A 13,146-nucleotide genomic window follows, 5' to 3' on the forward strand; every position below is an offset into this window, starting at 1 on the left:
ATGGGCACCGGCCTGCTGCTGGGCGTGTTGAGCATCATCTCGGTGCTGCTGGCGCTGGCCGTCTGGCTGTGGGGTACCGCCAGCAGCCGTGAACAGCGCCAGGCCTCGCTGCAGCACACCGAGCAGCAGCTGGCACGCGGCAGCACGGCCGGTGCGGTGCCGGCCGGGCCTGCCGTTGCGGCGGCGAACGATTCGGCCCGCCCCGCCAGCAGTGGGAGCCGCGCATTACCCTGGGATGGCGTCCTGCAGCGCGCCGGCCTGCAGCCGGGCTGGAAGCTGCCACTGATGCTGCTGGTACCGGGACTGGTGCTTGCGGTCGTGGCGGCGGTGCGGCTGGGCACGGCCTGGATGTTTCCGCTGACCCTTCTGCTGTACCTGCTGGGCTGCTGGCTGTGGGTGATGCGCCGGATCACGAGACTGCGCGCGCAGCTGCTGCACCAGATGCCGGACTTCCTCGACAACCTGGTCCGCCTCACCGCGCTGGGCAACAGCCTGCAGGCCGCGTTCCAGGTGTCTTCGATGCAGACCAGCGCGCCACTGCGCGGCCTGCTGGACACCACGGTGCGCTATGCGCGCAGCGGCATGGAGCTGGATCGTGCATTGAGCCTGGCCGCACAGCCGTACCGCATGGACGTGCTGAAGGTGCTGGCGGTGGTGATCGGGGTGAGCGTGCGCATCGGCGGGCGCGCCGACCAGATCCTGCAGCGCATGGGTGATTTCATGCGCGACCTGGAGCAGGCCCAGCAGGAGTTGGCCGCCACCACGTCGGAAACCCGCATGTCGGCCTGGGTATTGGGGCTGCTGCCACCGGCCAGTGCGGTGCTGATGGCGATCTCCAGCCCGGCGTTCTTCCAGCCGGTGCTGCATGACCCGCTCGGCCACAGGATCCTGCTGATCGCACTGGGCCTGGAACTGCTCGGGGCGTTGCTGCTGTACCGCCTGGCCAAATCGCTATGACCGCCCGCAGCTACCCGGGAGGTGCCCGATGAGCGCCAGCGCCTGGTTCGCCCTTTCGCTGCTGGTGCTGGCAGCGGGCGTCGCCCTGCTCGGCATTGCCGGCTGGGTGCGCAGCCATCGCGAGCACCGCACCTCGGCCGCGCTGAAGACCGCCCTGCAGCCGCGCGAGGAAGCCCGCGACACCGAGGCCACGCGCCGCGACTCGCTGGGCTGGCTCGAGCGCTTCGGGCGCTCGCTCAGTGGTGGCCGCCTGGAGGCCGCGCTGCTGGCCAACGAGGACAGGCTGCTGCTGGACCTGGCCGGCTGGAACACGCGCCGCGGCACCGCCATCTATCTCGGCCTGCGCCTGTTGCTTGCGCTGCTGGTGCTGGCGCTGGCGCTGGCGTTCAGCAGCGCGCACGGTCTGGCCAGGGTGATGGTGGTGATCGGTGCGCTGGCGGCCGGGCTGCTGCTGCCCAAGTTCGTGCTGTCGTCGTGGGTCAAGCGCCGCCGCCGCGCGGTCGAGAACGAACTGCCCTTGCTGATCGACCTGCTGCGCCTGCTGCAGGGCGTGGGCTTCAGCATGGACCAGAGCCTGCAGACGCTGGGCGACAAGCTGCGCGATGCGTTGCCGGTACTGGGCGGCGAACTGCAGGAAGCCAACGTGGCCTACACCCACGGCCGCACCCGCGCGCAGTCACTGCGGCGCTTGAGCGAGGTCTACGCCGATGACGACCTGGCCAGCCTGATGCAGCTGATCCTGCAGGTGCATGCGCACGGCGGCGCCGTGCAGGAACCGCTGCGCCAGTTCAGCATCCGCCTGCGCGAGCAGCGCCGCAACACGTTGAAGGAAAAGGTCGGCAAGCTCTCGGTGAAGATGACCGTGGTGATGATGCTGACCCTGTTGCCGGCACTGATGCTGGTGCTTGCCGGTCCAGCGCTGGTCGCGCTGGCCACCACCATGTCCAAGATGGGATCGCCCTGATGCCCGCCCTGCGCACCCCCTGCCTGCTGCTTGCCGTCGCCCTCGCCACCCTGGCCAGTGGCTGCGCATCGACCACGCCGAAGTACGTGCGGGCGCCCAGCCTTGCGCCGCCGGAGCCCGATCCGCAGGACAGCCGCAACACCTATCTGGAGCTGATCGAGCGCATGCAGCAGCAGGGCGCCTGGTATGCCTCGCTCGCCCACGTGGAGGCCTTCCGCCAACGCTATGGTGATCGCCCCGCCCTGCGCCTGCTGCAGGCCGACGCCCTGCGCGAGACTGGCCAGAGCGACGCAGCGGTCGCGCTGTATCGCGAGCTGTCCAGCGGGCCGCAGGCCGCCGCGGCCGCCCACGGCCTGGGCCTGATCGCTGCACGCCGCGATGACGACGCCGGCAGCGAACAGGCGCTGGCGCGCGCCACGCAACTGCAGCCCTTGAACACCGACTACCTGGGCGACCTGGGTTATGCGCGGCTGCGCGCCGGCCAGTTCGACCAGGCGCGCGAGCCGCTGGCCAAGGCCCTGGAACTGTCGCCAGGCAACGCCAAGGCCACGGCCAACCTCGCACTGTGGGCGCTCCTGCGCGGCGACCAGGCCACCGCGGAGCGCCTGGCGGCACAGGCCAACCTCAACGACGAAACGCGCCGCAGCATCCAGCAGCAGGCCCAGCAGATCCGCACGCGCCTGCAGCAGCGGCAGGCGGCGGCCGCCGTCAACGCCCCTGCGCCTGCGTCCGCGGCCAGCAGCGAACACGGCGCCCGTGCGTCGGGCAGCACCCGGCTGGCAGCCGAACCACGCCGCGAAGCACGTGACGAGCGCGATCCGCAGCGCCTGCCACCGTCGATGCTGGAACGCTTCAGCACCACCGAACACCCGACCGGAAGCACACCATGACTGCGATGCGCCTGACCCGACGCCTGTTGCCCGTGCTGTCCTGCCTGCTTGCTGCCGGTGCCGTGCAGGCCCAGCAACAGCCATTGACCGGACAGATGCTAGGTGGCCCCTTGCCGTCGGCACCGGCCGCAGCACCGATGCAGGCCGAGCCGCTTCCCACCGTGGAGCTGGCCGCACCCGCCGCATCCGCGGCGGTGGCAGCGGTGCCACCGGCACTCCCCGCAACCGACGGTGCCCCGCCGGCAACACCGCGTGCGCGCCTGCAGAGCGGCGAAGCCACCCGCAACCTGTTCCGCCTGCAGGCGTCGGGACAGCAGGCCGGCCAGCGCCTGCCGATCCTGGGTGACCAGGCCACCCTGAGTTATGCGCGTTACCTGAAGAGCTTTGAACACGAGATCCCGGACTTCTTTGAGACCGATGTTGCCCGGTCCAAGGATGCCTCCTCCTCCGGACGCTGAGGTAGGCCATGAAACGCCCACGCCAGTTCAGTTTCGGCCGCGCACGCGGCGGCATGTCGGTCACCATGATGCTGGTCATGCTGGCCTTGCTGGCGATGCTGGGCCTGATCGAGATCGGCTATCTGTTCTGGGCCAAGCGCGATGCGCAGAAGGTTGCCGATCTGGCCGCACTGGCCGGCGCGCAGCGACTGGAGTTGTGCAGCGCGGACAACAGCGACAACAGCGCCGCCCGGCAAAGCGCACTGGCCCAGAACAGGTTCGCAGGCACCTTGCAGGTCCGCTGCGGCAACTGGAGTGCCAGCCGCGGTACCAGCAACCGTTTCGTCACCAGCGTTGATGCCAGCAACCCGCGCAATGCGGTGCAGGTGATCGCCGAGCGCAGCGTGCTGCCCTTCTTCGGCCAGAACCCCAGCCTGCCGACCGTCAGCGTGCAGGCGGTCGCCCGCCGCTCGGAGCCCACGGCGGTGTTCGCGGTGGGCTCGCAGCTGCTGCGTACCAATGGCGATTCCGTACTGCTGTCGACCCTGCGCCTGGTCGGCCTGGATGTCAGCAATGCCACGGTGCTGTCCTATGACGGTCTGGCGCAGGCCAACGTCACCCCATCCGGCCTGCTGAAGGCACTCAACATCCCGGTGAGCGCCAACCTCAGCGTGGCCGATTTCAACCGCCTGCTGTCGGTCAACAAGATCTCGCTGGCGCAACTGGTCGATGCCACCGCCACCGTGGTCGGCCGTGACTCGACGGTGGGCGTGCAGCTGCGCGCCCTGTCCGACCTGGTCGCCACCCAGCTGGACATCAACAAGCTCAACATCGTGCTCGGCAGCCAGGCCGGCGGCGGCGGGCTGTTCGCGGAAGTTGTCTCACCCGACGGCACCGTCGGCAGCGCACTGGAATCGAAGATCAACGTGCTCAACCTGATCAGCACCGCCATCTCCATCGCCAACGATGGCAACGGCGTGACGATCAAGGGGCTGGACCTGCTGGGCATCAACATCCAGGGCGGCGTGGTCGAGCCGCCGTCGATCGCCATCGGCGGCGTCGGCACCCGCGCCTACAATGCGCAGGTGCGGCTGATGGTGGACGTGGACAGCAACAACCTGTTCGCGCTTGGGCCGCTGCTGAACCTGCTCGGCACGCGCCTGCACCTGCCGCTGCACGTCGACGTGGCCAACGGCATGGGTACCCTGACCGGCATCCAGTGCGGCGGCAGTCCCCCCAAGGCCACCATCCAGGTCGATTCATCGGTGCTGCGTGCCTGCGTCGGCAACGTCGACCCCGCACAGCGATTCTCCAAGGCCAATGTCTGCGACGCCACGCTGCAGAACGAACAGCTGTTGAAGCTGCTGGGACAGCCGCTGATCAACGACAGGATCACCCTGCCCGCCCTCACCGGCTCACAGAACCTGACCCTGGCTGCGGGCGAGACCGGCTCGACCCGGATCAATCCGCTCGCGATCGGTGACGCAGTGTCGAGCCTGGTCAACGAGCTGCTGCGGGTGCTGTCGGGCATGCTCAGCTCGCCCAAGCAGGGCATGAGTGCCAACGACACGGCCAAGGCGCTGGCCGATCGTTACCTGCAGGCGGCCTTTCCCACTGGCGGACGCTACAACGTCGACCAGGTCATCCCGCTGCTGCGCGATGGCGATCCGGCACGCAACCTCGCCCCGCTGGGCAACTGGACGGTGAAGAATGGCGTCCCCAAGCCCTGCCTGCTGGGCCTGACCACCTGCTGGGAAGACGGTTCGGTGTGGACCGGTTACAGGACGACCGTCACCGGCCAGGGCCTGGGCCTGCTCGATGGCCTGCTCGGCTCGCTGGTCGGCGGCCTGCTGATCAACCGCTGCGACAGCCTGCTCGGCAACCTGATCGACTACAACGGCTGCGTGCGCAACAACCTGGCGTCGTACATCCAGACCGCGCCGGCGGGTTTCCTCGATGGCGCCAGTGGCAGCGGCGTCGCCAACCCGGACGGAAGCGTCAGCTGCAGCGGCCTGCTGTGCACCGTGCTGAAGCCGATCCTGGCCGCACTGCGACCGGTGCTCAACAGTGTCGGCACTCTGCTGACCAACCTGCTGGCCAGCGTGCTGGGCCTGGAACTGGGCCGGACCGACGTCAACGTGCAGTCGATCCAGTGCAGCGCGGCACAGCTGGTCTATTGAAATCGCGCCGTGACCGCCGCCCTTGGCGGCGCCCGCGCCCATGCTAGACTCCCGGCGGGGAACCACCTTCATCTCAACCCACACTCATCCGTGGATGGTCTAGACATGCGAGAAACTTCAGGGGGCGCGGTCTTCGCCCGGCACGCGCGCAACGCAGCAGTGCTGGCCGTGGCCATGATGCTGGTGGCACCGGCGGCGATGGCCGCGCGTGGCGACCGCGAGGCTGCAGCCGAACCGGCGCGCAGCGCGCCGGTGGTGCGCAATACCGTGGACGAGCTCAAGCAGTTGATGGATTCGCGCCAGCTGACCGAGCTGCGCACCACCTACAACGGCAACTACGGCGCCAGCCTGCTGTTCAACGCCAATACCCTGACCTACTACGTCGCCCTGTTCCAGGAGAAGAACTTCTGGCGGGTGATCAAGACCGATGCGGTGGACAACGCCGAACGTGTCTACCGCACCTTCGCGCAGCAGTCCGAGCAGCTGGCCCAGGTCTACATCGACACCACCCGCCTGGAAGCCGGCAAGCGCTACACCGAGCGCCTGGTGGCCTACAACGAAGAACGCCTGCGCACCCTGCAGCAGGAAATGGAACAGCAGCAGGCACAGTCGGCGCAGGTCAGCGCCGCCCTGCAGCAGGCCCAGCAGCAGGCAGTCAGCCTCAGCACCGATGTGCAGAGCACCAACAGCCAGCTGGACGCCCTGCAGCGCCGCATCCAGATCCTGCAGGCCGAACAGGGCAACCCGGAGTTGAGCCTGCCCAAGCCGGACAGCGTGCCCTCGCCGGCACCGGCCGCCACCAGCGACGGCCGCTGAGAGCTGCACTCACGGCATTGCACACGACGGCGCCCCAGGGCGCCGTTGTTGTTTTCGGCGCTTCAGTGCACCACTTCACTGGCAGGCGTCGTAGACCGCGTCATCCAGCTGCCGGCGCTGCACGAAATCCAACCGCCGACGTTTGAGCAGCGCCTGTCCGCGCTGGCGGCGCACACGCTCGCAGGCCGCCGCATCCGTACTGATCGTGATCAATGCGCCCTGCGCCCGGATGGCACGACGCGGGCGACGCGACGGCTTCGATGGCGTGACTGCGGGAACCACCGCCCCACGGGACAATGACTGCTCCGCCGGGACATCCCAGCGCCACGCCGCCCGGCCCTGGCAGGGTGTCTGCTGGTAGACCGGATGCGGTCCATCCACGCATTTGTAGACATTGGTCTGAGCCGGCGCGGCCATCGGCAACAGCAGGCACAACAGCAGGGACCATCGCGTGGCGGGCATCCGGGCATTCCACAGGCGGGCTGCGGACATCCTCGGCGCGCGACTCGGGTCCCGCCAGAGCGATATGCGTCACATCCTCTGCAATCCAGCACAGCGGTGCAAGTCCGTCGCCGGCACCTGCGCTGTACTGCCGAAGGCACCGGCAGCCTGCCGGTGCCTTCCCTCCCTTCCGCCAAGGAACCTGCAATGAGCAACTTCGTCACCGTCGCCGACGGCGCCCGCATCTTCTACAAGGATTGGGGCAACGGCCAGCCGATCGTGTTCGCCCACGGCTGGCCGCTGTCGTCCGATGCCTGGGACCCGCAGATGCTGTTCATGGGCCAGAACGGTTACCGCGTGATCGCCCACGACCGCCGCAGCCACGGCCGTTCCAGCCAGACCTGGGACGGCAACAACATGGACACCTACGCCGACGATCTGGCTGCAGTGATCGAGGCGCTGGACCTGAAGGACGCGATCCTGGTCGGCCATTCCACCGGCGGCGGCGAAGTGGCCCACTACATCGGCCGCCACGGCAGCACGCGCGTGGCCAAGGTGGTGCTGGTCGGCGCCGTGCCGCCGCTGATGCTCAAGACCGCTGACAACCCGGCCGGCACCCCGCTGGAGGTCTTCGACGGCATCCGCAAGGGCACCGGCGGCGACCGTTCGCAGTTCTTCAAGGACCTGACCACCCCGTTCTTCGGCGCCAACCGCGATGGCAACACGGTCACCCAGGGCATGCGTGATGCGTTCTGGCTGCAGGGCATGCTCGGTGGCGTCAAGGGCCAGTACGACTGCGTGCACGAGTTCTCGGAAGTGGATTACACCGAAGACCTGAAGAAGATCGACGTGCCGGCACTGGTCGTGCACGGTGATGACGACCAGATCGTCCCGTTCGATGCCTCGGCCAAGCTCTCCTCGCAGATCATCAAGAATGCCGAACTGAAGGTATACGCCGGTGCCCCGCACGGCCTGACCATCACCCACGCCGAGCAGTTCAACGCCGACCTGTTGGCGTTCGCGCGCAGTTGATGTGCCGCGGCGGCACTGTAACGGTGCCGCCGCCCCTTCGATCGCAAAAAGGGGACGGAGGGGATTAAGTCGTTTGTGCACAAACGACTTAATCCCCTCCGTCCCCTTTTTTTGTCAGATGTCGTTGTGGTGATGCGGCACAGCGGCAGGCAGCGGGTCATGCCCACCCACGAAGTGGCGCACCACCGGCGCACGCTCACCGCGATGCAATCCGCGCAGCACTTCCTGGATCGCCCTGTCGTCGGCGGTGATGCGTTCGTGCTGGCGCAGGTGCTCCAGCCACGACGGGGTCACGAAATACTCCAGGTGGATGCCCGGGGTGGCCACATCCTCGACCACGCCCCAGACCACGGCGCCATCGCGGCGGCGGATGGTGCCCAGTGCGCGCATCTGCGCCTGGAACGCGGCGCGATCAGCATCGTCAATGCGGTACTCGATGGTCACCAGCACCGGGCCTCGATCATTGGATACCGGTACCGACAGTTCGGGGGCTGGCCAGTGCCCCGCCGGACGCAGGTTCAGGTCTTCGGTGCCGGCGATGCGCACGCGCCACACCAGCAACCCGCCGATGACCGCACCCGCGGCAGCCACCAGCAGGGCCAGCTCCGGCGAGGTGCGCTGAGCCAGTGCGCCCCAGCTCAGGCCGCCGGCGGCCATGCCGGCAGAGAACACCATGATGTACAGCGCCAGCGCACGCGCACGCACCCACGCCGGCACTGCGGTCTGCGCCGCGATCTGCAGCGACGACAGCACGGTGATCCAGGCAAAGCCATTGACCAGCATCACCAGCGGCAGCACGTACCAGCTTCGGGTCAGCGCCAGCCCGACCAGGCTCATGGCCAGCGACAGGGTCGCCAGCAGCACCAGCAGGTCGCGATCCAGCTGCGCGCGCAGCTTCGGCAGCAGCAGCGCACCCCCCACCGCACCGATGCCGATGCAGCCGAGCAGCATGCCGTACTGGCCCGCCCCGCCCTGCATCTGCCCACGCACCACCACCGGCAGCAACGCATTCATCGCTGCGGCGAAGAAGAAGAAGCCGACCGACTTGATCAGCACCGCCTGCAACCGCCCGGCGCGGCTGGCATAGCGCAGGCCCGCTTTCAGGCCCGCACCGAAGCCTTCCGGCGGCAGGCTGGACTGCTTCGGGTCGCGCTTCCAGCCCCACACCACGAACAGCATCGCGGCGAAGGTGATGGCGTTGAAGCCGAAGGCCCAGACCGCACCGAGCTGGGCGACGATCACGCCGCCGATGGCCGGGCCGATCGAGCGCGCGATGTTGATGCCGATCGAGTTCAGCGCCACCGCCGAGGCCAGCATCGGCTGTGGCACCAGTTCGGACACGATAGCGGCCTGCGCCGGCATCGCCATCGCCGCACCGCAGCCCATGCAGAAGGTCAGCAGCACCAGCAGCTGCGGGGTCAGCATGTCCATCGCGGTCAGCGCCGCCATCACGGCGGCGACCAGCAGCATCCAACCCTGCGTGGCCAGCAGGTACCTGCGGCGATCAACGATGTCGGCCAGGGTTCCGGCGGCCAGTGCCAGCAGCACGATCGGCACGGTGGTGGCCGACTGCACCAGGGCCACCATCAACGGCGAGCCGGTACGTTCGGCCATCACCCAGGCGGCGGCCACGTCGTTGACCCAGGTGCCGATGTTGCTGGCCAGGATCGCCAGCCAGATCGAGCGGAACATCTGGATCTTCAGTGGGGACCAGGCGCCTGCGGCCTGTGCGGGGGGGTGCGACGCGGTTGCGTTCACCATTGCCATGCTCCAACGATCGAGGCGAACAGCGTGTCCCGGCCGCCGGCCTGCTTCAGTGCAGGCCCGGCATCGACCCAGGCCAGCTGCAGCTGCCATTGCCAGTGTTCGCTGGCCTGCCAGCGGGTTTCGGATTTGTACTGCGTGCCGATGCGGCGCGCGCCGCCGGCGCTGCCCGGCAACGCCACCAGCGGTGCCGGCGTGGTGTAGACCGCATCGGCGCGACGATGCTTCCAGGCCATCTGTACGCCCAGTTCCGTGGTCAGCGCGTCGTGCAGGCGCAGTGTCAGGGTCGGCTGGACGTCCATCAGGTTGGCCGGGGCCAGCAGGCTGGCCTCGCTGAAATAGGCCGACTTCGGGAACAAGGCATTGAAGGTGCCCAGGCGGCCGTCGTGCAGATTGCCATCGCCACTGGCGATGTCGGCCTTCAGCCCCAGACGCGGCTGCAGCGGCAGGTCCGTCCAGCGCCACCCCGTATCGGTGGCCAGCGTCCAGGCGTGGATAGCGAGCGTGCCGGCGGTCGTTCGCAGTTCACCGCCCTGCGCCACCAGCTCGCTGTTCCAGTCCAGTGCACCAGCCTGGCCGAACCAGCGCGCGCCCAGGGTCTGCCGACGTTCGGTGCCGCTGCCGGCGGCAAAGCGCGCGCCGTCGCGACGGTAGTCCAGCAGGTACAGATCCCATTGGCCTGGGCCACGACCACGCGCGGTGGTCGCATACGCGCCCCACAAGTGGGCACCGCGTTCGCCGCGGTCATCGAAGGCGCCGGGTCGGTTCTCCAGCGGTCGCAGCGCCATCAGGTCCAGCGTGCCGAGGCGGCCTTTCCAGCCTGCACGGGCACCATCGAATGCCAGCCGGATGTTCGGCCCATCGCGCACCGACAACAGCCGCGAGCTGCCATAGCCGGCTTCCTGCCGGCCGAGTTGCAGATGGAAGCCACCGCGCTGCCAGCGCCAGTACGCCTGCTGCACGTCCAGCGCGCTGCGGTCGGTGCGGCCGGGTCCACCTGCCTTGCCATTCTCGGCATGCACGCCCAGCTGCACCCGTGCCTGCCAGTTGTCCTCGACATACGTGGCCGACGCCAGTGCACGCAGCAGACCGTAGCCGTCTTCACTGCCGCCGATACCGAACCGGGCCGGGTCGTAGTACATCCCCCTGAAGCGCAGCGAGGCGTCCCATTGCAGTTGCCCGGCGCCCATGTCGGTGCAGCGGCCGGTGTCACAGGCCAGCGCCATCCATGGCATGGCCAGCAGCGCCAGGCTCAGAAGGCGAAGCACGAGCATCCCATCGCGCCCCAGAACGCGGTCAGGTCATCGGTGGGTGCCGCATGCCGGGCCGCATGCCCGTGCGCGCCGTGGGTGCTGCAGGCGACACCGTGATGGTGGCGATGGGCGGCGGCCAATCCGGTGGCAGCACCGCCGACGTGGTAGCCACCGAAGCGGTTGACCGGCGACCAGTCCGGCATCGCCGGCGGCAGCTGCGGCGCCAGGCCGGCGTAGTCGCCGTCGGCGTGCACGATGCGGCCGCCGACCACGGTCAGCAGGCTGGTGATGTCGGCGATCTGCGCGTCATCAACGCGGAAGAAGTCGGCCGAGAGCAGGATGAAATCAGCCAGCTGGCCAGCTTTCAGCGTGCCCTTCACCGCTTCGTCGCCGGAGAACCAGGCGCTGCCCTGGGTCCACAGGCGCAGCGCCTGTTCGCGCTCGAGCAGGTTCTCATCGCCATACAGGGCCAGCCCGCCCACGGTGCGCCCGGTCACCAGCCAGGACAACGCCACCCACGGGTTGTAGCTGGCCACGCGGGTGGCATCGGTACCGGCACCGACCGGCACGCCTTCGGCCAGCATGCGCTTGACCGGCGGCGTGTGCCGCGCCGCCTGCACACCATAGCGCTCGACGAAGGCTTCGCCCTGGTAGGCCATGCGGTGCTGCACGGCGATGCCGCCGCCCAGCGCGCGGATGCGTTCGATGTTGCGCGGGGTGATGGTCTCGGCGTGGTCGATGAACCAGTGCAGGCCATCGAACGGCACCTCGCGGTTGACCTGTTCGTACACATCGAGGATGCGGGTGATGCTCTCGTCATAGGTGGCGTGGATGCGGAACGGCCAACGCTTCTCGACCAGCAGTTTCACCACATCGTGCAGTTCCGGTTCCAGCTCAGGCGGCAGTTCCGGGCGCGGCTCGTTGAACAGCTCGAAGTCGGCCGCGGAGAACACCAGCATTTCGCCAGCGCCGTTGTGGCGCAGCAGGTCATCGCCCTGGCGCGGCTGCAGTATCTCGCTCCAGCCGCGGAAGTCGTCCACTTCCTTGCCCTTGTTCTGGGTGAACAGGTTGTAGGCGATGCGCACCGTCAGCTGGTCATCGCGATGCAGCTGCTCGATGACCTGGTAGTCCTCGGGGTAGTTCTGGAAACCACCGCCAGCGTCGATCACCGAGGTGATGCCGAGCCGGTTCAGTTCACGCATGAAGTGGCGCGTCGAGTTGGCCTGGTATTCGATCGGCAGGCGTGGCCCCTTGGCCAGCGTCGCATACAGGATCAGCGCGTTGGGCTTGGCCAGCAGCAGCCCGGTCGGGTTGCCCAGCGAGTCACGCACGATCTGCCCGCCCGGTGGATCCGGCGTGTCCTTGCTGTAGCCGCAGGCGCGCAGCGCGGCGCGGTTGAGCAGCGCGCGGTCATACAGGTGCAGCAGGAACACCGGCGTATCCGGCGCAATGTCGTTGAGCTCCTGCAGCGTCGGCAGGCGCTTCTCGTTGAACTGTGCGGCAGTGAAGCCACCGACCACGCGCACCCACTGCGGTGCCGGGGTGCGGTCGACCTGGGCCTTCAACATGTCCAGCGCGTCGCCCAGCGAGCGCAAACCGTCCCAGCGCAGCTCCAGGTTGTAGTTCAGGCCACCGCGGATCAGATGGGTATGGCTGTCGTTTAGGCCGGGCAGCAGGCGCCGGCCCTGCGCGTCGATCAGGGTCGCTTCATTGCCCCAGCCGCGCATGATCTCCTCATCGCTGCCGACAGCGACGATGCGGCCCTCCTGCACGGCCAATGCCTGCGCGTGCGGCTGCTGCGGGTCGAGTGTGGTGATGCGGGCATTGCGGATGACCAGCGTGCTCATGCGACGCTCCTTGGAAGTGGAATCGAGTGCGGCAGCGGCGCGACCGGCCAGGCCGAGCGCAACCGCGGCACCGCTGGCCAGCACCACGTTGCGGCGGCCGTGGTCGAGGGGATCGTGACTCATGCGAAAGCTCCCGGAAGTCGTGGACCGTCCAGCGCCCAGGCCCCCGGCCCGGCCAGGGCGATGGCCAGCAGCACCGTGGCCCACATCAGCGGGTACTCACTGCCGCCGCGCATCCAGAACCAGCCCCTGGGCAAGGCCAACAGGACGGTGAAGCCGATGAAGGCAGCGGCGGCAAGCGCGGCGATGCGGGTCTGCCAGCCCAGCAGCACGGCCAGCCCGGACAGCACCTGCAGCAGGGACAACAGCAGCGGCAACGGCGCCACTGCCGGCAGCCCGAAACCGCGCAGCTCGGTGGCGAAGCCGGCCAGCCCCGGTCCGCCGAACCAGCCAAACAGCTTGCCCAGCGCGTGCGGCAGCAGGAAGCCGCCTGCCGCCACCCGCAGCATCAGCAGGGCCAGGTCGAGGCCGTGGCCGTGGCCGTGGCCGTGGCCGGCCAGCATGC

Annotated in this window: 12 protein-coding genes; 7 read left to right on the forward strand and 5 right to left on the reverse strand. The window is 68.5% G+C overall.

Going from position 1 to position 13,146, the window contains the following annotated elements; translation table 11 throughout:
• The 6 genes from AC5P56_RS16415 to AC5P56_RS16440 all read left to right on the forward strand — a co-directional run bounded on the left by AC5P56_RS16415 (window position 1) and on the right by AC5P56_RS16440 (window position 6,244).
• Entirely contained in the window at window positions 1-957 is a 957-nt protein-coding gene (locus AC5P56_RS16415; protein WP_046431116.1) for a type II secretion system F family protein, read from the forward strand.
• A 28-nt stretch (window positions 958-985) separates the two neighbouring features.
• Window positions 986-1,921 carry a type II secretion system F family protein gene (locus AC5P56_RS16420; protein ID WP_014647461.1) on the forward strand — a complete coding sequence of 312 codons (936 nt, stop codon included), beginning with the start codon at window positions 986-988 and terminating at the stop codon, window positions 1,919-1,921.
• Window positions 1,921-2,811: a tetratricopeptide repeat protein gene (locus AC5P56_RS16425; RefSeq protein WP_032962555.1), complete on the forward strand. Its 891-nt coding sequence runs from the start codon at window positions 1,921-1,923 to the stop codon at window positions 2,809-2,811. Before AC5P56_RS16420 ends, AC5P56_RS16425 begins: the two co-directional genes overlap by 1 nt.
• Window positions 2,808-3,269, forward strand: coding sequence for a DUF3613 domain-containing protein (locus tag AC5P56_RS16430; RefSeq protein WP_049440896.1), 462 nt, complete (start codon window positions 2,808-2,810; stop codon window positions 3,267-3,269). The genes AC5P56_RS16425 and AC5P56_RS16430 overlap by 4 nt, the downstream gene beginning before the upstream one ends.
• 8 nt (window positions 3,270-3,277) lie before the next feature.
• Window positions 3,278-5,428: a TadG family pilus assembly protein gene (locus AC5P56_RS16435; RefSeq protein ID WP_495231810.1), complete on the forward strand. Its 2,151-nt coding sequence runs from the start codon at window positions 3,278-3,280 to the stop codon at window positions 5,426-5,428.
• Window positions 5,429-5,533: 105 nt separating this feature from the next.
• Window positions 5,534-6,244, forward strand: coding sequence for a DUF2968 domain-containing protein (locus AC5P56_RS16440; protein WP_014647465.1), 711 nt, complete (start codon window positions 5,534-5,536; stop codon window positions 6,242-6,244).
• 75 nt (window positions 6,245-6,319) lie between these two features.
• Here AC5P56_RS16440 and AC5P56_RS16445 read toward each other — a convergent pair whose 3' ends face one another.
• On the reverse strand, window positions 6,320-6,706 hold the full coding sequence (locus AC5P56_RS16445; protein ID WP_495231811.1) for a hypothetical protein: 387 nt from the start codon (window positions 6,704-6,706) through the stop codon (window positions 6,320-6,322).
• Window positions 6,707-6,892: 186 nt separating this feature from the next.
• On the opposite strand from AC5P56_RS16445, the gene AC5P56_RS16450 reads away from it, so the two are divergent.
• A complete protein-coding gene (locus tag AC5P56_RS16450) occupies window positions 6,893-7,717 on the forward strand; it encodes an alpha/beta fold hydrolase (protein WP_134809004.1) in 825 nt (274 codons plus the stop codon).
• A 114-nt stretch (window positions 7,718-7,831) separates the two neighbouring features.
• Here the strand turns inward: AC5P56_RS16450 and AC5P56_RS16455 are convergent, their stop codons facing one another.
• The 4 genes from AC5P56_RS16455 to AC5P56_RS16470 form a co-directional block, all read right to left on the reverse strand.
• Window positions 7,832-9,478 (reverse strand): MFS transporter, encoded by a 1,647-nt coding sequence (locus AC5P56_RS16455; protein ID WP_288495281.1) that lies wholly within the window; start codon window positions 9,476-9,478, stop codon window positions 7,832-7,834.
• Entirely contained in the window at window positions 9,472-10,755 is a 1,284-nt protein-coding gene (locus AC5P56_RS16460) for an alginate export family protein (protein WP_481453769.1), read from the reverse strand. The genes AC5P56_RS16455 and AC5P56_RS16460 overlap by 7 nt, the downstream gene beginning before the upstream one ends.
• Window positions 10,734-12,581 carry an amidohydrolase gene (locus tag AC5P56_RS16465; RefSeq protein ID WP_180835401.1) on the reverse strand — a complete coding sequence of 616 codons (1,848 nt, stop codon included), beginning with the start codon at window positions 12,579-12,581 and terminating at the stop codon, window positions 10,734-10,736. The genes AC5P56_RS16460 and AC5P56_RS16465 overlap by 22 nt, the downstream gene beginning before the upstream one ends.
• A 119-nt stretch (window positions 12,582-12,700) precedes the next feature.
• Complete coding sequence (locus AC5P56_RS16470) at window positions 12,701-13,144, reverse strand: DoxX family protein (RefSeq protein ID WP_329768152.1); 444 nt, start codon at window positions 13,142-13,144, stop codon at window positions 12,701-12,703.
• Window positions 13,145-13,146 lie beyond the last annotated feature (2 nt).

The sequence above is a fragment of the Stenotrophomonas sp. YJH_SMC_131 genome (assembly GCF_059367975.1).